Consider the following 19,428-nt stretch of genomic DNA (forward strand, 5'->3'; position numbering starts at 1 on the left):
CGGCGCGTCGCGGGCTCGGGTGTGCCTGGCGGCGGGTCAGGTGACGAGCTGGCCCTTGCCCAGGGCGATCACCCCGCCCTGGGAGACGGTGTACAGCTCGGCGTCGCGGTCGGGGTTGACGCCGATGGTCGCGCCGGGCGGCACCTCCACGTTCTTGTCCAGCACGGCGCCCCGCACCACCGCGCCCCGGCCGACGCGCACGTTGTCGTGCAGCACCGAGCCCTGGACGACCGCGCCGGGGTCGACCCGTACACCGGGCGAGAGCACCGAGCGGCTGACCTGGCCGCGGATCAGGCAGCCGGCGCTGATGATGGACTCGCTGGCGATGCCGCCCGCGCTGAACCGGGCCGGGGAGAGCTGGCCCGAGTGCGTGTAGATGGGCCACTGCCGGTTGTACAGGTTGAAGGCGGGGCGCTCGGCTATCAGGTCCATGTGGGACTCGTAGTAGGCGTCGAGCGTGCCCACGTCCCGCCAGTAGCCCTGGTCGCGGGTGGTCTCGCCGGGGACGTGGTTGTCCTGGAAGTCGTAGAGCTGGGCCTCGCCGCGGCCGGTGAGCTGGGGCAGGATCGAGCCGCCCATGTCGTGCGCGGACTGCTCGTCCTCGGCGTCCCGCTGGAGGGCCTCGATGAGGACCTTGGTGGTGAAGACGTAGTTGCCCATGGAGGCGAAGACGCTGGCCGGGTCGTCGGGCAGGCCGGGCGGGTCGGTGGGCTTCTCCAGGAAGCGCTGGACCGTGCGGCCGTCCGAGCCCGGTGTGATCACACCGAACGACGAGGACTCCGAGCGCGGCACCCGGATACCGGCGACGGTGACGCCCGCGCCGCCCTCGATGTGCTGGTGGAGCATCTGGCGGGGGTCCATGCGGTAGACGTGGTCGGCGCCGAACACCGCCACGTACTCGGGCTGTTCGTCGTGGACCAGGTTCAGCGACTGGAGGATGGCGTCGGCGCTGCCGAGGTACCAGCGCGGGCCGAGGCGCTGCTGGGCGGGGACAGGGGTGACGTAGTTGCCGAGCAGGCTGGACATCCGCCAGGTGGTGGTGACGTGCCGGTCCAGCGAGTGCGACTTGTACTGGGTGAGCACGCAGATGCGCAGCACGTCGGCGTTGACCAGGTTGGACAGGACGAAGTCGACCAGCCGGTAGGTGCCGCCGAAGGTGACCGCGGGTTTGGCCCGGTCCGTGGTGAGCGGCATCAGCCGCTTGCCCTCACCGCCGGCCAGCACGATCCCGAGAACCGAAGGACCTCCTCGGCGCATGGCGCCTCCCCTCCCCTTGGTTGAACCCACTGATGCCCTGGCAGGGGGCGGACTAAGCCTGCTTGCGGATCTCCTCGTACAGTCCCGCCGTGCGCCGGGCCACCGCGTCCCAGCCGAACTCCCCCACCGCGCGGGCCCGTCCGGCCTCGCCCATCCGCCGGGCGGCCACCGGATCGGCGAGCACGGTGTCCAGGGCGCGGGCGAGGTTCCCCTCGAAGCCGTCACCCGGGTCCACGAGCAGTCCGGTGCGGCCGTCGTCGACGACCTCCGGGATGCCGCCGACGCGGGAGGCGACGACCGGGGTGCCGCAGGCCATGGCCTCGAGGTTGACGATGCCGAGCGGCTCGTAGACGGAGGGGCAGACGAACACAGCGGCGTGGGTGAGGAGTTGGACCACCTCGGCACGCGGCAGCATCTGCGGGATCCAGAACACGCCCGCCCGCACCGCGCGGAGCTCCTGGAAGCGGTCCCGGAACTCCCGGTCGATCTCCGGGGTGTCGGGGGCGCCCGCGCACAGGACCACCTGGGTGTCCGGGTCGATCTCCCGCACCGCACGCAGCAGTTGGGGTACGCCCTTCTGTCGGGTGATCCGCCCGACGAACAGCACGTACGGCCGCTCCGGGTCGATGCCGTGCCTGCGCAGGGCGTCGGTTCCGCGGTCCGGGCGGTACAGGCGGGTGTCGATGCCGTTGTGCACGACGTGCACGCGGTCCGGATCGAGCGCCGGGTAACAGGCGAGGATGTCGTCCCGCATGGCGCCGGAGACGGCGATCACGGCGTCCGCCGACTCGATCGCGGTGCGCTCGGCCCAGCTCGACAGGGCGTATCCGCCGCCCAGTTGCTCGGCCTTCCAGGGGCGCAGCGGCTCCAGCGAGTGGGCGGTCGTCACGTGCGGGATGCCGTACAGCAGCTTGGCGAGATGGCCGGCGAGGCCCGCGTACCAGGTGTGGGAGTGGACGAGGTCGCTGCCCTGGAGGGCGGCGGCCATGGAGAGGTCCACGGAGAAGGTGCGCAGGGCGTCGTTGGAGCCGTCGAGCACGGGCCACGGGCGGTGCCGCAGGACGCCGACGCCTCTGCCCTCGCCCCAGCAGTGCACCTCCAGGTCCACGAGTTCGGCCAGTTCGCGGGCCAGGAACTCGACATGGACGCCCGCACCGCCGTACACGTCCGGGGGATACTCACGCGTCAGCAGTCCCACTCGCACCCGGTGACCCCCTGGGTCTCGGCGGCAGTTCCCTTCATGGTCACCCAGAAGCGGCGCGCGGGGAAGAGCCCGGCGGGCGGGTGAAGCAGCAGTCCCCGCAGACTCCGCCGCCGGGGACCCGGTAGTACAGGCAGCAACTGCGGCGGCGGAACGCGGTGCCCGAACGGGCACCGGTGTCCCGCAGCAGGGGGTGCCCGAACAGGGCGTCGGTGAGGGCGGTGGCCCGGTCCGCGACGCCGGTACGGCCGTTCGCGCGGGCCCAGCCGTCCAGTTGCCGCGCGGCTCCGGCGAGCGCGGAGGCGGCGTTGCCCCACAGCAGACCCGGGGCGACCCCGTACCGGCGGGTCAGGGCTTCCCCTAGGGGCTGGAGATGGGCGTGCAGCACGGTCCCGGCGAGGGTGCCGGCGTCGCCGGGCAGCGGGCGGACCTCGGTCAGCCACAGGTCGTCGGGGGCGGTGGCGGCGGCGTCCCAGCGCAGCAGGCGCGGGTCGAGGTCGGGCACCCGCCCGTACAGCGCGGCGCAGCCCAGCGCGGCCGACCAGAGCCGGGCGGCGAGCCCCTGCTGGGCCAGCGAGGCGCAGACGCGCGGCTCACGGACATCCAGCCGGTCCGCGACGACGGCGATCCGCACCGCCAGCGCGTCGGTCTGAACGTCCGTCACCCGGCCCGCGTATGACTGGTCGAGGGGAGGTGCTGTCAGGTCGGCGGGACCGTTTCCGGTGCGCAGGACGGAGAAGCCGCCGAGCGGGCGCAACGCGGTGAGGCCGGGATCGAGTTCCACGGGCAGCACTTGTATCAGCCCCGGCCCCCGGATGCCGACGCGTGAAGTCACCCGCCTTGGGGATGATTGGGGCGCCGTCGTACTGCATCGGCAGTAGGACCCATCGCGTGCTCAGGGACGACGACTATTCGGGCGCGGGCGGGCAGAGTGTCCGCCATGGAAGCCGACCGTGCCCCGAGCCGGGCCCGCCTGTCGCCGGGACACGCCCTGGGGGGCCGCAGATGAACGCCCTCGCGTTGTCCGTGCTGCTGTCGTTCGTCTCCGCCGTCGCGTACGCGGGCGGTGCCGTCGTACAGGAACGGGTCGCGGTGTCCTGCCCCGGTGAACGCCTCGCGCCGCTGCGCAGGCCGGGCTGGTGGGCGGCGCTGGGACTCAACGGCCTCGGCGGGGTGCTGCATGTCGTGGCGCTGGCCTTCGGACCGCTCAGCCTGGTCCAGCCGCTGGGCGCGCTGACCATCGTCTTCGCCCTGCCCATGGCCGCGCTGTTCGTCGGCCGCAGGGCCGGGGCGACGGCCTGGCGCGGGGCCGTCATGGCCACGGCCGGTCTGGCGGGCCTGCTCTCGCTGGTCGGCTCGGCCGAGTCGCACTCCCTGGGCCCGGCGGAGCGCACGGGCCTGGCGGTGGTGACCGGCGGGGCGATCGTCGCGCTGATGGCGGCGGCGCGGGCGGCGCACCGGCATCCGGCGGTCCGCAGCATGCTGCTGGCCACCGGCGCGGGTACGGCGTTCGGCATGTCGTCGGTGTTCACCAAGACGGTCGCCGTCGACTGGAGCGCGGGCGTCGACCTCGCCGCGCTGCCCTCGCTCGGGGTGATCGCCGTCCTCTCGGCCGCCGGGGTGTTCCTGTCCCAGGCGGCCTACCGGGACGGCGGGCTGGCCGCGCCCCTGGCCACGCTGACGGTGGTCAACCCGGTGCTGGCAGCCGTCGTCGGCATCGCCATGTTCGGGGAGACCTTCCGGCACGGCACCACGGGCACCGTGCTGGCGCTCGGCTGCGCGGTGGTGACGGGCGGCGGGCTGATCCTGCTGACGACCGAGCGGCTGGGTGCGGCGGAGCCGGGCCGCGAGGCGGAGAGCGCGGATGCCCGGCTGGGCGACGTACGCGGGCCTGACGGCCCGGCCGCGTGGCCGGCGATGCCCGCCGGGCGCGCGTCCACGGACGCCGCTCGCGGGGCCGCAGTCCCGGACGCCGGACCGGAGCCAGGGTGGCGGACGGACGCGGACCGCTCGACGGGTGCCGTCCTCGCCGCCGTGGACGACATCCGCGAGGGCGCGGCCGAGGACACCGGAAAGGGGCCGGGCGGCGGTGGCGGGGAGACCCCAGCCGCTCCGCACGCCCGGCCCCTGTCCGACGTCCCGCTGTGCGCCTGACGGTCAGAGCTGGGCGCCGTGCGCCCGGAGGTAGGCGACCGGGTCGAGGTCGGAGCCGAATCCGGGGCCGGTACGCACCTCGAAGTGCAGGTGCGGCCCGGTGACGTTGCCGGTCGAGCCGGACCGGCCGATGCGCTGGCCGACGCTCACGCTCTGCCCGGACCGCACGGAGATCGCGGAGAGGTGGGCGTACTGGGAGTAGCGGCCGTCATGGTGCCGGACGACGACCTGGTACCCGTAGGAACCGCCCCAGCCCGCCGAGACCACGAGGCCGTCGGCGACGGCGTGGACGGAGGTGCCGGTGGGCACGAGGAAGTCGACGCCCGTGTGGTAGCCCTTCGACCAGTGCGGGCCCGCCGTGCGGTAGCTGGTGCCGATGGAGGCGTGCACGGGGGCGACGACGGCGCCGCCGGAGTGGCGGGAAGAGGTCTTGTGCTCGGTGGCGGCCTTGCGCTGAGGCTTCGGAGCGGCCTTCTTCTCGGTCCTCTCCGGCTGGACCTTGCGCTCCGGCGCCGCCTTCTTCTTCGGCGCGGCGGTGCTCGGCGCCTGGGCCGCGGCCCCGCGCAGGCTGAGCCGCTGGCCGGGCAGGATCAGGTTGGGATCGGCGCCGATGACCGACCGGTTGCCCTCGTAGAGACCGCGCCAGCCCTCCCGTACCCGGTGTTCACCGGCGATGCCGGAGAGCGTGTCGCCGTGCACCACGGTGTACATCTCGGCGCGTCCGGCGCGGGACTGCGGGGTGGTCTGCGGCCGTACGTCCTGGGCGGCCGCGGGTCTCGCCTGGCTCTGGGCCGTCCTGGCCGGATGGCTGGACGTGCTCTCGGTGTGGGGCGCGTTCCCGCCTCGGGCGAGCCCGGCGCGCGGGCCGCAGGCGGGCCAGGCGCCGGGGCCCTGGCCGTCGAGGACCTTCTCGGCGACGGCGATCTGCTGCTCCCGCGTGGCCTGGTCGGCGCGGGGCGCGTAGCGGGTGCCGCCGTACGCCTCCCAGGTGGAGCGGGTGAACTGGAGGCCGCCGAAGTAGCCGTTTCCGGAGTTGATGCTCCAGTTGCCGCTGGACTCACAGGCCGCGACCTTGTTCCAGGTGGAGGCGTCCGCCGCGTCGGCGGTACCCGCCGCGACCAGCGGGATGGCGAGTCCGGCGCCGCCGGCGGTGACGGTGAGTGAGGCGCGGTTGATCCTGCTCGGCTGGTACCGGCGATGCCGGCCGCGTACGGCCATGGTCCGAAATCCCCTCGACATGCGTCAGGAGGGGCAAAAGTAAGCGCCGGGAACAGGCCAGGACAAGAGCGGAATCCGGCCTGTCATCGGTTCAAGTGGCCAGGAACGGGCTCCGATTGAGGTCAGCGGTATTCGGGGGCCGGTGAAGTGAGCCGGGAGCGGTCCCCCGTCCGTACTGATGCCTGGCGAGCCGGATGTGCGCTCGCCGGGGCGGCGCGACAGGATGGGCCGGGAGGTTCCGGCTCCGACGGGGCCGCAGCAACGACGCAGCTAGGGAGCAGGCGGTATGAGCACACACGCGCAGATCGGCGTCACGGGCCTGGCGGTCATGGGCCGCAATCTCGCCCGCAACTTCGCGCGCAACGGCTATACGGTCGCCGTCCACAACCGCACGGCGTCGAAGACGCGCGAGCTGGTCGAGGAGTTCGGAGGCGAGGGCGAGTTCGTCCCGGCCGAGACCGCCAAGGAGTTCGTGGAGGCGCTGGAGCGCCCGCGCCGCCTGGTGATCATGGTGAAGGCCGGGGAGCCGACGGACGCGGTGATCGAGGAGTTCGCGCCGCTGCTGGAGCCGGGCGACATGATCATCGACGGCGGCAACGCGCACTTCGCGGACACCCGGCGCCGGGAGCGGGAGCTGCGCGAGCAGGGCATCCACTTCGTCGGCACCGGCATCTCGGGCGGCGAGGAGGGCGCGCTGCACGGGCCGAGCATCATGCCGGGCGGCTCGGTGGAGTCGTACGACTCGCTGGGCCCGATGCTGGAGAAGATCTCCGCGAAGGCGGACGACGGCTCCCCCTGTGTCACCCACGTGGGTCCCGACGGCGCCGGGCACTTCGTGAAGATGGTGCACAACGGCATCGAGTACGCCGACATGCAACTCATCGGCGAGGCGTACCAGTTGCTGCGCGACGTCGCCGGGTACTCGCCCGCCGAGATCGCCGACATCTTCCGCACCTGGAACCGGGGGCGGCTGGACTCCTACCTGATCGAGATCACCGCCGAGGTGCTGTCCCACGTGGACGCGGAGACCGGCAAGCCGTTCGTGGACGTGGTGGTCGACCAGGCCGAGCAGAAGGGCACCGGGCGCTGGACCGTGCAGATCGCGCTCGACCTCGGTGTGCCGGTCTCCGCCATCGCTGAAGCCGTCTTCGCCCGCTCCGTCTCCGGCCACGCGGAGCTGCGCGAAGCCTCCCGACACCTCACCGGCCCCTCCCCCCGCACCCTCGGCAAGGACGAGGCGGCGGCCTTCGCGGACAAGGTCGAGCAGGCGCTCTACGCCTCGAAGATCGTCTCCTACACCCAGGGCTTCCACCAGATCGCGGCGGGCAGCGAGGAGTACGACTGGGACATCGACCTCGGCAAGGTCGCCGCGATCTGGCGCGGCGGCTGCATCATCCGCGCCGCCTTCCTCGACCGCATCACCCAGGCCTACGAGGGCCGGCCCGACCTGCCCAGCCTCCTGGCCGACGAGGGCTTCGCCGACGAGATCGCCGCCGCCCAGGACGACTGGCGCGACGTCATCGCCACCGCCGTCACCCAGGGCGTCCCCACCCCCGCCTTCGCCGCCACCCTCGCCTACTACGACTCCCTGCGCGCCCCCCGCCTCCCCGCCGCCCTCACCCAGGGCCAGCGCGACTACTTCGGCGCCCACACCTACCACCGCACCGACCGCGACGGCACCTTCCACACCCTCTGGGGCGGCGACCGCACCGAGATCAGCGCCTGACAGCCACGAGACCACCCCCAAACGGCCCCTCACGGGGTCCACTCGCCGAACAGCACGAAGGCTCGGGACGGACAGCCTCCGTCCCGACCCTCCTTCGCACGGACCTCGTGGCCGGGGGCCGGAAAGCCGCGCACGGCTGGGCACCATAGGGCAGCGATCACGAGGTTGCGCTGCCCAGATGCTGACGGGCTGGGGCCATCCCCGCGTGCGCGGGGGGCGACCGGAAGCGCGACCCGCGCCGACGTGGCGGCTCCGAGCCCCGCGTGCTCGCCATTCGGCTCTCGCTCCACCCGGTCGAGCGGAAAGTGCGATGGTCACCGCGGGTTGGCCTCCTCCACGCAGTTCAGCGTCTGGGGGATAACTGGCGGTCTCGCGTGTCCCGTGAAGCCCCGGCTCGTTCACCGGTCATGATCAAGAAGCTTGCTCTGTCGTTGGTCATGGTGCTAGCCGCTGCCGCGCCGCTGACCACACCCGCGTCCGCCGCCGATGAGCCCGTGCGCGAGATCAGCGGCCACGGTCTCGACGCCTGCCCCGACCACTCCCTGTGCCTCTACCAGGACCGTGACTACAACGGCACCGAGGACGCCCGGATCTGGATCATCACCGGCAGCGTGGAGCGGCTCAGCGCCTACGACGCCAACGACCGCGCATCGTCCCTCTACCTCCACTCCCACCACAGCGCGACGCTGTACGCAGACGCGGAGCACAAAGGGGACCGTTTCACGGTCTTTCGCCGTGACCAGCTCGCGGACCTGGACCGCGTCTCCGGCCGCAGCCCCGGAGTCCCCCACGCGGTGCACCTGTGGATGAACGACTCCATCAGCTCCGTCTGGGTCGGCAGGGACGGCCTGTAGCCCGCATCTGAGGGTCAGCCGCACCGGCTGACGCCCTTCACCGCCGACCAGACAAGGCGATGGAGAGCGCCGGCATCACCGTGAGTCCTGTAACGCACAGTCAGCCGCCCGTCCTAGGCAACGGGCGCCTTGGAAACGAACCTGGAGAATGCAATGGACAAGATGACCGAGGCCGAGGCCGAGGCCCTGTTCGCCGAGATCGACGCGGACGGAAACGGCGAGATCAAGCTGAGCGAGTTGAGGGACTACGGGCAAGATCACGGAGGCGCCGTCGGCGGAGTCAAGCTCGTCGACTTCGTCCGGGGAGCCGACACCAACGGCGACCGGCGGATCAGCCTCACCGAGTTCAAGTCACACTTCGCCTGACCGACGGCCCGCCTCACACAGCCCTCTGCTCCCTGTGCCGCCCCGACACCGAGTGGGGCGTCCTCGCACCTGACTTCTGCGGAGTGATCGACTTCGGGGACCTGCGCGTGGGCGACCCCGCGTACGACCTCGCCGCCGCATGGATCCTGCTCCCCGACGGCGCCGTCGACCGCTTCCACGCCGCCCTGGGGACGGTCCCGGACGCCGCCACGCCGCGCCGCGCCCGTGGCTGCGCAGTGCTCCGGGCCCTCGCCGGTCTGTTCATCGGGAACGCGGGGGGAGCGGGGCCTCCCGGCCGGGCAAGCCCACCTGGGGCCCGCCCGGCCGGGAGTCACTGCGCTGCCTGCTGGAGACCGCCGGCTGAACGCCCGGCCCGCGCGCGTCCCGTGCCGGGCGAACAGGGCGTGTCCGCGCGGGATCCGGTCCGCGCGGCTCAGGAACCGGCGGAGCCGGCGGCCGCCGCGGCGATCATCGCGGCACGTACGGCGTCCAGTGCCTGGCGCACGGCGTCGCCGCCGGGGTTCTGGTCGGCGATCTCCTTCGCCCGCGTCCGCACCGTCCTCCGGTCGCCGTCGACCACCTTGTGCGCCGCCCGCACGGCGTGCAGCAGCGCAACGAGGTCGGCGGTGCGCCGGTCGGGGGCCGCCGCACCCGCCACAAGGACGTCCTTGATGCGGCGCGTCACCAGTTCCTCGTGTCCCGTGTCCGTCGCCGGCCAGCGCCTGCGCGGGAAGACGCCGAGGACGGTGGACTTCTCCTCGCATACGACGCCCCGCTCGACCAAGCGCTCGCGCACCGCGTCCTCCGTGCCTTTCACCAGCTTCTCCACCGCGCGCCGCCCGGTGTACGACTTGTCGCCCAGCCGGGCGAGGGCCTGGTCCCAGACCGGGTTCCCGGTGGGCGAGGCGTCCCGGACCACGAAGCAGCCGGACCGCCCCGCGTCGTCCTTCCCGGTCCGGTCCACCCGCCCTGCCGCGAGGAGATCGAGGAAGACAGCACCGGCGAGACCGCGGGTGGCCTCCAGATGACCGACGATCCGCTTGCCGGACTCGTCGTCGAGGACCAACTGGAGGAAGTCCTCCGCCAGCGTGGGTTCGGGCATGGGTGACTCTCCGGGGTGAGGGTCCGTACGACTCGGTGGACGGCCGGACGGAACGGGTGGCGTGCTCGAACCGGCTACCCGCCGGACCAGGGGTGATACGTACGGCCGGACGGAAGAGGGGTCCGGGTGGTTCCCCGCCGACGCGGGAACGCGGGAACGCGGCGTGTGCCGGGCGTCGGCGCGGGGCCGGCCGTAAGGGGGCACCCGGCCGGGCACGGGGCCTGCCGGTGGGATCGACGGACCGGGCGGCTACTCTCGGCCCACCGCGGCCTCGGCCGTCCCCCGGCCCGCACCCGTGAGGATCAAGCCCGATGGCTCGCACCACCCCGCCCCGTCCGCTCGACGTCGAGACGCTGTTCCCGGAGGTGGCCCCCTTCCGGAAGACGGCGGTTCGCCTGCACCCGCGCCTCGGCGAGCCGGGCGCGCGGGAGAGCTCGCTCGGCGGGCCCCTGCTCTGGCCGCACTCGGAGCCCTGGCCCCACTGCGAGGACGACCATCCGCGCACGGCGTACTCCCCTCCCAACCAGGCACCGATCCCGCTCGTCCCGGTCCTGCAGCTCTTCGCGGCCGACGTGCCCGAGCTGGACTTCCCCGGCACCGCCGATCTGCTCCAGGTGCTCTGGTGCCCCTTCGACCACGAGGACGGCTACGTCCCGCGCCCCGAGCGGTACTGGCGGGACAGTTCCCTGAGCGACCTGCGGGAGGCCGGTCCTCCCCGCCCGGCCGGCGCGCACGACGAATACCTTCCGGCTCCGTGCGTCCTGCACCCCGAGCGCGTCACCGACTACCCGGACTGGGATCTCCCGGACGAGATCTCCGACGCGCTCGACCCCAGGTTCGAGGAGCTGGAGGAGGAGACCGGCTGGTCCTACTGGTCCCACCTCTCCGTGTCGGAGGGCATCAAGGCCGGCGGCTACCCGACGTGGACGCAGGAGCCCGACTGGCCGTCCTGCCCCGACTGCCGGGGGCGCATGGAGCATCTCCTGACGGTCAACAGCGCCGAGTTCGACGGCGAGAGCTGGCGCACCTGGCTGCCCGTCGAGGACACCCCCGCCACGGGAACCGTCTGGGACCTGCCCTACGAACAGCGCACCGCGATCCAACGGGCCCCGGGACTCATGCTCGGTGACATGGGCGGCATCTACCTGTTCGAATGCACGAACTGCCCCGGCCGGCCCTTCGCCCACCGCTCGGACTGCTCCTGACCGCGCGCCAGGTCAGCGGCCCGTCCGTGAGGACAGCGCGGGCGGGGCCTCCGAGTCGTCCGACTGCCCGAGTTCCGCCAGGAGTTCGTTCTGCCCGGCGAGCAGCTCGGTGAGGATGCGGCGGGCCGCGCGCAGCACGCGGTGGTGGGCATGGTCAGCAGCCAGTGGTAGGCGCGGGTGCCGGGCTCCCGGCCGGGCTGCTCCCAGTGATCGGTGACCTCCTTGATCTGCCTGAACGCCGTCCAGTCGTGGGCCGCCACGATGGTCGGGTCGTCGGGGTCCGCGGGTGGGTCGGCGGGGAAGGCGCCGAAGTGCGGTCGAACGGCACGGATGCGTCCTCTCGGATTGGGGGGCGACATCCTCGGGTCAGCCGGCGGCTGCCGCGAAGCTCTGGGCCGGGGAGCCGTCGCAGGCGCGCTGGGTGAGCTGCGCGCTGTTGGTGGCGGCGGACGCCGCCGTGAGGCACTTGCCGCTGTGCCGGGCGGTGAAGTGGTACCGCCCGGCGGTCTCCCGCACCGGGAGCCACTGCTGGTTCGTCCCGCCCCCGTACGCCCAGAGCTGGAGCGGCGCGTTGTCGGCGGTGGAGACGCCTGTCACGTCGATGACCTGGTCCGGAGCGGGGCGCACCCCGATGCGCCGGTATCCGTCCCCGGTCCCGGCGAGCCGGAACTGCTGCGCCTGGGTGCCGTTGCAGGCGTACTGCTGGATCGCGGTCCCGTTGGCCGTGGCAGCCGCGCGGGCGTCGACGCAGGTGCCGTTGCCGACGTTGCGCAGCGAGTACCAGGATGTTTCGGAGAGACTGTCGTCCGGCGGAGTGGTACCGCCCGCCCCGCCGAGCCACTTCAGCCCGTCCAGCAGGAACCGGTTCTGCGTCGCGCTGGCGAATGTCGACGACAGACGGGTGTTCGTGTCGTAGTTCATCGCGTTGTGGCCGAAGTTCGCGTAGAGCATCTTGTACTTCGTGTTGGTCCACAGGATGGGGTAATAACCGCTGTACCAGGACTGATCGGGGTCGGTGCCCAGCGGGAAGCTACTGGGGTCGACCGAGGCGAGGACCTTGATGTCCGGGTTCTGCCGCAGATCGTCGGACCAGCTGTACCACTCGCTGACCGACGAGGTGAAGGTGGCGGGCAGGTTCACGGTGGAGGGGTGCGTGCGGTCCTCGACCTTGAGGACGGCGGAGGTCGGCCCCCAGGTGTTGGACTTGAAGTCACCGCTGCCCAGGAAGGTGTTGTGGTACCAGGACCAGCCGGCCGCGTCCGTGGTGAAGGCGGAGACGTGGAAGCCCATCCACGCCCCGCCGTCGCGCATGTACTGCTCGAACCCGGTGCGCTGAGCGGCGGTCTGCGGCAGGTCGTCGAGGAAGAGGACGACCTTGTAGGCACGCACTCCCCCGTTGGCGAGCAGGTTCCAGTCGTTGCTGGCGGTGTAGGTGAAGCCGTTCGCGGCGGCCTGCTTGGGCAGCCAGTCGTTCGCCTCCTTCTCGAAGTCGATGTGTGCCGCGTCCCAGGTGCCGCTGTAGAGACCGAGCACCTTGAAGGGCGCCGCCGCGGTGTGCGCGTGCGCGGCAGGGGGCACGGCGAGTCCGAGCAGGGCCGCGAGCAGGAGAAGAACCCGCAGGCCGGTGCTGCCGGATCGGGAGCTGATGGTGTGCATCCGCTGATCGGTCCTTCCCTGCGGTCTACGGGTAGTTGGTCAAGTAGGCGACGTTGGTCGCGGAGTTGGACGGCCCTCCGGTGTTGTTGATGACGTGGCTGATGGTCCCGGTGCCGCCCAGCGAGACGGTCACCATGTCGTGGAACCTGACCCCGGAGGTGTTCGGCACCTCGAAGGCCCGGTCCGCGACGACGCCGGGGTTGGTACTGAAGTAGCAGTAGCTGCCCAACCCCCACGCCTCATGAGCGGTGACGGAGTCGGCGACCTTGTAGGCGGGATAGCCCTTGGCCGAGCCGTTCGTCCAGGCCGCCTGGTTCGGCGGGTCGTAGGGCATCTCGTTCTGGAAGAAGTACGTCCGGCCGCCGTTGCCGTTCCAGAGCACCTGGGTCTTCTGGAAGTGCTCGACGAACAGGCCGTACGCGGTGACCCCGGCGCCGTTGACGACGAGACCGGTGTCGGCGGTGTTGGTGGTCCAGCCGACCGTGCCACCGTTGCCGTGGTCGGCCCGCCAGATCCAGGTGTGGTCGATGATCGTGTCCGGGCTGTTGACGACGAGCGAGGTGGTCGCCTTCCCGACGGTGGCGCCGCCGATGCGGACGAAGAAGTCGGACAGCTGGACGGGGTCGGCGGCATGCCGGTTGGTCGCGCCGTCCGGGCCGATCCGGACGAGCGTGCGGGAGGTGGTGGTGCCCGCGTCGATCAGCAGGCCGGCCAGCTGTATGCCGTCCACGTCGGCGGTGCTGATCGCGGTGATCCCGCCGTCCGGGACGAAGGTGGCCAGACCCATGCCGAGGACGACCGTGTCGGGGCGCGTGATGTTCAGCGTCTGGTCGAGGTGGTAGACGCCGGGGGTGACCAGCAGGTTCTTGCCGGCCGCGAGGGCCGCGTTCAGGTCGGCCGCGGTGGCGCCGGGCTTGACGATGAAGAACTGGTCGAGCGGGAGCGACGTGCCCGCGGGCGTCCTGCCGCTCCAGGTCGTGCCGACCGCGTTCGCGCGCAGCGCGGGCACGAACACCTTGTAGGCGCCGGCCGCGTCCACGTACAGGAAGGGCTTCTCGCGGATCGTGGGGCTGCTCGCGACATTGGTGTACGTCGGGAAGGACTGGGCGGGCGCGCCTTGGTCGCCGACGAAGACCATGTTCCAGTTGGAACCCGCCCAACTGCCCATCTGGGAGTTTCGGGTGAGGAACTGCTGCTGGGAGCCGGAACGGATCTGTCCGTCGACCTTGGTGTCGGAGATGAAGCCGCCGCTGGACCAGCCGCCGTCGTCGAGCGCGAGGTTGCCGCGTACGTGCATGCGCCGGTACGGGGCGGCCTGCGAGACGGCCCAGCGGTCGGTGCCGCCGGTCGGGTTGACCGACAGGTTCTCGGCGGCGCGCCAGAAGTTCTGCGTGGCGTTGCCCTGGAACCAGTCGGCCTCCGCGTGCACGGCGCCGTTGATGGTCACGTCGTCCGGGGAGAGGCCGAGGCCGGCGACCTGGGTGTAGAAGCCGACGTTGGCGTCGGCGCTGTAGGTGCCGGGCTTGAACAGCAGGGCCTGGCGGGCCGCGCCGAACTGGTTGGTCTGCTGCTGGGCGAAGACCGAGTTCAGCTTGGCCTGGACGGTGGCGGCCGGCATCGAGGGGTCGAACACCGTCACGTTCGGGCCGAAGTCCGGGGTGCCCGGCGGATTCGTCGTGCCACCGCCCAGCGTGAAGGACTGCGCGGCCGTGCCGTTGCAGGAGTACTGGGCGAGTTGCACGCTGTCGGCGGCGGAGGCGCCGGGGACGTCCAGGCACTTGCCGCTGTTGCGGTTGACGAAGTGGTACGCGCCGTCTGCCTCGGCGACGGGCAGCCACTGCTGGTTGGCGCCGTCGGAGTACGTCCACAGCTGGACGGGGGCCGAGTCGGCGGTGGACACGTCGGTGACGTCCCAGACCTTGGTGGCGTCGAGGCCGCTGCCGACGCGGTAGTAGCCGTCGCTGGTGGCGGCGAGCTGCCAGGTCTGGGCCGTGCTGGCGTTGCAGGCGTACTGCTGGACGGCGGTGCCGTTGCCGCTCGCGGCCGCGCGGGCGTCGACGCACTTGCCGCTGCCCTTGTTGACCACGCTGGTGGGGCCGGTCGGAATCGCCGCGGCCGCCGCGGGCCGCGCGCTCGCGGAAGTCGGCGCGGCGGACTGGAGTCCGGCAGCGGTCGTGGCCACGAGTACGGCCACGGTGAGAGTTCTCAACACGGAAGTCTCCTGGGGCGGGTCGTCAGCCGGTGTACTTGGCGAAGATGCCGGTGAACTGCCAGGCACTCTGGCTCACACCCGAGCACGTGTCGTCGTTCGGGTAACCGCCGGAGCAGGGCCGGTCGCGGTTGGCCGACCAGAAGGTGAGGCGCGCGAGGTGGTGCTGTTGCGCGTAGCCGAGGATGGTCTGGAAGTCGGCGGGGGTGACGGTCTCGTTGTCGTCGGTGATCCCGTTCATGGACGAGATGCCCATGCCCCGGTACGCCTGGTCGTCGCTGTAGCCGTAGGCGCTCTTGAGGGCGTTCTTCAGCCCCTCGGCCGCCCTGGTGGTCAGCGTCCCCATGTTCTGTCCCGCGCCGCCGAAGTCGAACGGCATGATGGTCCAGCCGTCGACCTGGAGCCCGGAGTTGGCGGCTCGGTTGATCAGGCTGGTGTCGGGCCCGGACTGCCCCGTGCCGATGGTGACGTACACCTTGATGCCCGGGTTGTTGGCCTTGACCGTCTTGAGCGCGTCCACGGTGCGCTGCTGCACGGTGGCGTTGCTGTACGCGTCGGCCTCGATGTCGATGTCGATGGCCTTGAGCCGGTATGCGTCGATGACCTTCTGGTACGCGCCGGCCAGTGCCGCGGCGCTGGTGCAGGAACTCTCCAGCTTGTTGCCGCTGTAGCCGCCGAACGAGGGGATGACGTCGCCGCCCGCGCCCCGCACGGTGTTGATCGTCTGCTGGTCGACGCCACCGGTCAGCGGACGGCCGCCGTCCCACTGCGGGTTGCAGGTGCCGTTGCTGAGGACGAAGGCGAGGGTGAACCACTTGACGCCGGTGGCGTTCATGACGGTGGTCGGGTTGGGCGGGCTGCCCCAGCCGTTGTAGAGGTACGGGGCGACGGCCATCGGCGCTGCGGCGGGCGGCGTCCCGCCGCCGGTGGGCGCGGTCCATTTCTGGTTGGCGGTGCCGGTGCAGCTCCAGATCTGGACGGGCGTGCCGTTCGCCGAGGTGTTGCCGGTGACGTCGGCGCACTTGCCGGACTGCTGGCCGACGAGGTCGCGGGCGGCGGAGACGGTCCATTTCTGGTTGGCGGCGCCGGTGCAGTCCCACAGCTGGAGTCTGGTGCCGTTGACGGTCGAACTGCCGGTCACGTCCAGGCACTTGCCGAGCGCGCGGACCGTGCCGTCGGTTTCGACCGTCCACTGCTGGGCGGCGGTGCCGTTGCAGTCGTAGAGCTGGACGGCCGTGCCGTTGGCGGAGCTGGCTCCCGCCACGTCGAGGCACTTGCCGCCGAGCCCGGTGATGGTGCCGGTGGCCGCGGCGGCCGGAGTCACGGTGAGCGCGCCTGCCGACGCCGTGAGCAGCGCGGCAGCGAGCACACCGCGCAGGGCGGATCTGGGCATGGGGGACATGGGGGTTCACAGCCTTTCAGGGGAGGCCGTCGGTGGGGGGGAGCGCCGTTCAAGTACCTGAACTGTGTGTGCATTCATGAAGCTGTGGCGAACGGGAACCTAAAGGTCCAGACCTGGGCCGTCAAGAGTTGACGCCGAAAAGGGCAGCAGGCGTATGGCGTGGACAGGTTCGTGAACGGGGAGGCGTTGACCCACCGGATCGGCATCCGGCAGGCTCCCGGTCCGGGCCCTGCCCGTGCGCCGTCACCCGCTCGGCGCAGCGGCCGGAATAGGGCCCGGCTCCGTGAGGTTGACCCCGATGACAGTCGCATGCACGTGCATGGAAATCCGGAGGATCAACCATGAAAATCGGCATCATCGGCGCGGGGAACATCGGCGGCAACCTCACCCGGCGACTCACCGCCCTCGGGCACGACGTCGCCGTCGCCAACTCCCGCGGCCCGGAGACGCTCCGCGAACTGGCCGAGGAGACCGGCGCGACCCCGGTCCGGGCCGAGGACGCGGCCGAGGGCGCCCAGGTCGTGGTCGTCACCGTCCCGCTGAAGGCGGTCCCGCTGCTGCCCGACGGCCTGCTGAACGGCGCTGCCGAGGGCGCCGCGGTGATCGACACCGGCAACTACTACCCGCAGCGGGACGGCCGGATCGCGACCATCGAGGACGAGGGCCTCACCGAGAGCCGCTGGACCGAGCAGCACCTCGGCCACCCGGTGATCAAGGCGTTCAACGGCACCTACGCCCAGGACATCCTGGACCGCCCGCGCCCGGCGGGCGACCCGGACCGCCTCGCCCTTCCGGTCGCCGGCGACGACGAGGCGGCCAAGCAAACCGTCCGGGCCCTGATCGAGGAACTGGGCTTCGACACGGTCGACGCCGGCGGCATCACCGACTCCTGGCGCCAGCAGCCGGGCACCCCGGTCTACGGCCTGCGGGCGGGCACGGAGGCGGTCCGCAAGGCCCTGGCCGAGGCGTCCCCGGAACGCCCGGCGGACTTCCGGGCCTGAGGGGGTGCCTCCAGGCACCTTGGCCGTGTTCCAGGTAGCGCGGGTGGCCGGCCATTTGGCGAGGTCGCCCGCGATCTGACCGATGCTGGCTCGACGAAGCTGTGCTGGAGGACAGGTGCGCCGACGGGCGGCGGCGCACCTCGCTCGAGTTGGACGTGGCCGCAGGATCGCGGCCCGGGCGGCGATCGTCCACAGTCCTGGAAGCAGAGCAGAGGGCGCTGTTCCCCCGGTGTGCAGGACGAACCGGATGCCCTAGAACACCAACCGGTCCGGATGCCGCTTCCGGCCAGGATGATGGGCCCGACGCTCCACCTTCGGCAACAGCGGCTCAACCACAGCCCACGACGCCGATGAGCAAGGAGGAGGCCGCCGCCTTCGCGGACAAGGTCGAGCAGGCGCTGTACGCCTCCAAGATCGTGTCGTACGCCCAGGGGTCCACGAGATCGCGGCCGGCAGCGCGGAGTACGACTGGGACATCGACCTCGGTGAGGTCGCCGCGATCTGGCGCGGGGGCTGCATCATCCGCGCGGCCTTCCTCGACCGCATCCGCACCGCCTACGACGCCCGCCCCGACCTCCCGAGCCTGCTCTCCGACGAGTGGCTCGAGCCTTGGCCGGTGAAGCTTCCGTGCCGTGGGAGCTCGGGTTTTCGTCGGCGGGGGCTGTCGGGCACGGTCCGGTGCCCGGAGTTTGCACGGGTCTCGTCTCACTCGGCGGGCGCACTCGCCGCAGGGAGCATTGGTCCGTCAGCGACCGGCTGCGGCGCGACTCCGGACTCGGAGCCGCGCCGCACGCGTTCATAAGGGCACCGCGGTGGGGCCGGTTCGGTGCTCGCCGTCACCTTCAGCGGGTGAGCGGGGGACCCGGCTCCGGGCTGGGCGCGGGTTCGGGGCCCGGCGGGATGGGCGACGGGGCGGGGCCGGGAGGTACCGGGCCCGGCTGCGGCGGAGGCGGACCGGGGGCCGGGGGCGTCGGCTCCGGGCCGGGGTCGGGCAGCGGCACCGGGGTCGGGTACGGGTCCGGCGGAGTCGGGCCGGGACCAGGGCCGGGCGCCGGGGGGACTGGGTCGGGGTTCGGCTGGGTCATGACTGCCTCCGTGCGGTCGCCGGACTTCATGGTGACCACCTCCCGACTACCCTCCGCTCACCGCCCCACTCCCCCGCGATCAGCGCCCGGCCCGCAGGCTCTCCTTGGCGGCGGCGACCAGCGCGGGGTCGGCGGCGGGCGCCTCGTCAGGATGCCGCTCGGCCCAGGCGACGACGTACGGGCACAGCGGAGCGACGGGCACGCCTTCCCGTCCGGCGAGCGCGTACAGCTCGCGGGCGAGTGCACCCGCGATGCCCTTGCCCTCGTGGGCGGGCTCCACGATGGTGTGGACGGGGACCAGGGCGCGCGCGGGCGCTTCCAGCACGAAGTACTCGATGTGCCCGGCGACTTCACCGTCGACGACGGCCTCCAGGCGACCCGCCGCCCGGTCGTCACGGATCTCGACACCACTCATGGGCACGCACGCTCCTGGTCGTCGTCCAAGGTCAGGCCGACACGGCCTGCGGACTGCGCTGCTGGTCGGAGCCGGGTACGGGCTCGGACGGGTCGGCGCCGAGGGACACGATCCGGTTGTCCCCGTCGACATGCACGACCCGGGGCTTCAGCGCCCGCGCCTCGGCGTCGGAGACCTGAGCGTAGCTGATGATGATCACCAGGTCACCGGGCTGCACGAGGTGCGCGGCGGCCCCGTTGATCCCGATCACCCCGGACCCGCGCTCCCCCTCGATGACGTACGTCTCCAGGCGGGCGCCGTTGGTGATGTCCACGATGTGCACGAGCTCGCCGGGCAGCAGATCAGCGCCGTCGAGCAGGTCGGCGTCGATGGTCACCGATCCCACGTAGTGCAGGTCGGCCTGGGTGACGGTGGCACGGTGGATCTTGGATTTGAACATGGTGCGCAGCATCGAAACACTCCGAAATGTAGGCTCCCTGCCTGCGTTATTGCAGGTCAAGTGCTATTTCCACACTTTACAACGAGTCGCATTCAAGGGCGGCAGCCGTCCCCAGATTTCCCGGACTGATTCTGCCCA

Annotated in this window: 16 protein-coding genes and 3 pseudogenes; 8 read left to right on the plus strand and 11 right to left on the minus strand. The window is 71.8% G+C overall.

What is annotated here, in order from left to right; translation table 11 throughout:
* Window positions 1-36: 36 nt before the first annotated feature.
* The 3 genes from glgC to HEK131_RS18065 are packed head-to-tail and all read right to left on the minus strand — an operon-like array spanning window position 37 to window position 3,242.
* On the minus strand, window positions 37-1,257 hold the full coding sequence (glgC, locus tag HEK131_RS18055; protein ID WP_244336147.1) for a glucose-1-phosphate adenylyltransferase: 1,221 nt from the start codon (window positions 1,255-1,257) through the stop codon (window positions 37-39).
* A gap of 52 nt (window positions 1,258-1,309) precedes the next feature.
* Entirely contained in the window at window positions 1,310-2,461 is a 1,152-nt protein-coding gene (gene glgA, locus HEK131_RS18060; protein WP_244336148.1) for a glycogen synthase, read from the minus strand.
* Window positions 2,462-2,501: 40 nt separating this feature from the next.
* A complete protein-coding gene (locus HEK131_RS18065; RefSeq protein ID WP_244336149.1) occupies window positions 2,502-3,242 on the minus strand; it encodes a (2Fe-2S)-binding protein in 741 nt (246 codons plus the stop codon).
* 221 nt (window positions 3,243-3,463) lie between these two features.
* Between HEK131_RS18065 and HEK131_RS18070 the strand changes: the two genes are divergently transcribed.
* A complete protein-coding gene (locus tag HEK131_RS18070; RefSeq protein WP_244336150.1) occupies window positions 3,464-4,612 on the plus strand; it encodes a DMT family transporter in 1,149 nt (382 codons plus the stop codon).
* 3 nt (window positions 4,613-4,615) lie between these two features.
* Here HEK131_RS18070 and HEK131_RS18075 read toward each other — a convergent pair whose 3' ends face one another.
* A complete protein-coding gene (locus HEK131_RS18075; RefSeq protein ID WP_244336151.1) occupies window positions 4,616-5,830 on the minus strand; it encodes a transglycosylase family protein in 1,215 nt (404 codons plus the stop codon).
* Between the two features lie 286 nt (window positions 5,831-6,116).
* Between HEK131_RS18075 and gndA the strand changes: the two genes are divergently transcribed.
* From gndA to HEK131_RS18095, 4 genes and pseudogenes are all read left to right on the plus strand, one after another.
* Window positions 6,117-7,556: an NADP-dependent phosphogluconate dehydrogenase gene (gene gndA, locus HEK131_RS18080; protein ID WP_244336152.1), complete on the plus strand. Its 1,440-nt coding sequence runs from the start codon at window positions 6,117-6,119 to the stop codon at window positions 7,554-7,556.
* Between the two features lie 407 nt (window positions 7,557-7,963).
* On the plus strand, window positions 7,964-8,410 hold the full coding sequence (locus HEK131_RS18085) for a peptidase inhibitor family I36 protein (RefSeq protein ID WP_244336153.1): 447 nt from the start codon (window positions 7,964-7,966) through the stop codon (window positions 8,408-8,410).
* 153 nt (window positions 8,411-8,563) lie between these two features.
* Window positions 8,564-8,776, plus strand: coding sequence for an EF-hand domain-containing protein (locus tag HEK131_RS18090; RefSeq protein WP_244336155.1), 213 nt, complete (start codon window positions 8,564-8,566; stop codon window positions 8,774-8,776).
* A 74-nt stretch (window positions 8,777-8,850) separates the two neighbouring features.
* A pseudogene (locus HEK131_RS18095) lies at window positions 8,851-9,140 on the plus strand (phosphotransferase); the annotation flags it as partial.
* 69 nt (window positions 9,141-9,209) lie between these two features.
* Here HEK131_RS18095 and HEK131_RS18100 read toward each other — a convergent pair.
* On the minus strand, window positions 9,210-9,878 hold the full coding sequence (locus HEK131_RS18100; RefSeq protein ID WP_244336156.1) for a GOLPH3/VPS74 family protein: 669 nt from the start codon (window positions 9,876-9,878) through the stop codon (window positions 9,210-9,212).
* Between the two features lie 311 nt (window positions 9,879-10,189).
* Between HEK131_RS18100 and HEK131_RS18105 the strand changes: the two genes are divergently transcribed.
* Complete coding sequence (locus HEK131_RS18105) at window positions 10,190-11,083, plus strand: DUF1963 domain-containing protein (protein WP_244336157.1); 894 nt, start codon at window positions 10,190-10,192, stop codon at window positions 11,081-11,083.
* A 12-nt stretch (window positions 11,084-11,095) separates the two neighbouring features.
* On the opposite strand, the pseudogene HEK131_RS18110 reads toward HEK131_RS18105, so the two are convergent.
* The 4 genes and pseudogenes from HEK131_RS18110 to HEK131_RS18125 all read right to left on the minus strand — a co-directional run.
* Window positions 11,096-11,221, minus strand: a pseudogene (locus tag HEK131_RS18110) (transcriptional regulator); the annotation flags it as partial.
* Window positions 11,222-11,449: 228 nt separating this feature from the next.
* On the minus strand, window positions 11,450-12,739 hold the full coding sequence (locus tag HEK131_RS18115) for a ThuA domain-containing protein (RefSeq protein ID WP_244336160.1): 1,290 nt from the start codon (window positions 12,737-12,739) through the stop codon (window positions 11,450-11,452).
* Window positions 12,740-12,764: 25 nt separating this feature from the next.
* Complete coding sequence (locus HEK131_RS18120; RefSeq protein ID WP_432215650.1) at window positions 12,765-14,951, minus strand: RICIN domain-containing protein; 2,187 nt, start codon at window positions 14,949-14,951, stop codon at window positions 12,765-12,767.
* A 22-nt stretch (window positions 14,952-14,973) separates the two neighbouring features.
* Complete coding sequence (locus HEK131_RS18125; RefSeq protein ID WP_244336161.1) at window positions 14,974-16,341, minus strand: ricin-type beta-trefoil lectin domain protein; 1,368 nt, start codon at window positions 16,339-16,341, stop codon at window positions 14,974-14,976.
* Window positions 16,342-16,691: 350 nt separating this feature from the next.
* Here HEK131_RS18125 and HEK131_RS18130 point away from each other — a divergent pair, with 350 nt between their 5' ends.
* Window positions 16,692-17,351: an NADPH-dependent F420 reductase gene (locus HEK131_RS18130; RefSeq protein WP_244336162.1), complete on the plus strand. Its 660-nt coding sequence runs from the start codon at window positions 16,692-16,694 to the stop codon at window positions 17,349-17,351.
* 344 nt (window positions 17,352-17,695) lie between these two features.
* A pseudogene (locus HEK131_RS18135) lies at window positions 17,696-17,949 on the plus strand (NADP-dependent phosphogluconate dehydrogenase); the annotation flags it as partial.
* Window positions 17,950-18,515: 566 nt separating this feature from the next.
* Here the strand turns inward: HEK131_RS18135 and HEK131_RS18140 are convergent.
* On the minus strand, window positions 18,516-18,851 hold the full coding sequence (locus tag HEK131_RS18140; RefSeq protein ID WP_244336163.1) for a GNAT family N-acetyltransferase: 336 nt from the start codon (window positions 18,849-18,851) through the stop codon (window positions 18,516-18,518).
* Window positions 18,852-18,882: 31 nt separating this feature from the next.
* Window positions 18,883-19,302, minus strand: a complete 420-nt coding sequence (panD, locus tag HEK131_RS18145; protein ID WP_031181317.1) for an aspartate 1-decarboxylase — start codon at window positions 19,300-19,302, stop codon at window positions 18,883-18,885.
* Window positions 19,303-19,428 lie beyond the last annotated feature (126 nt).

It is taken from the genome of Streptomyces seoulensis (assembly GCF_022846655.1).
Taxonomy (GTDB): Bacteria; Actinomycetota; Actinomycetes; order Streptomycetales; family Streptomycetaceae; genus Streptomyces.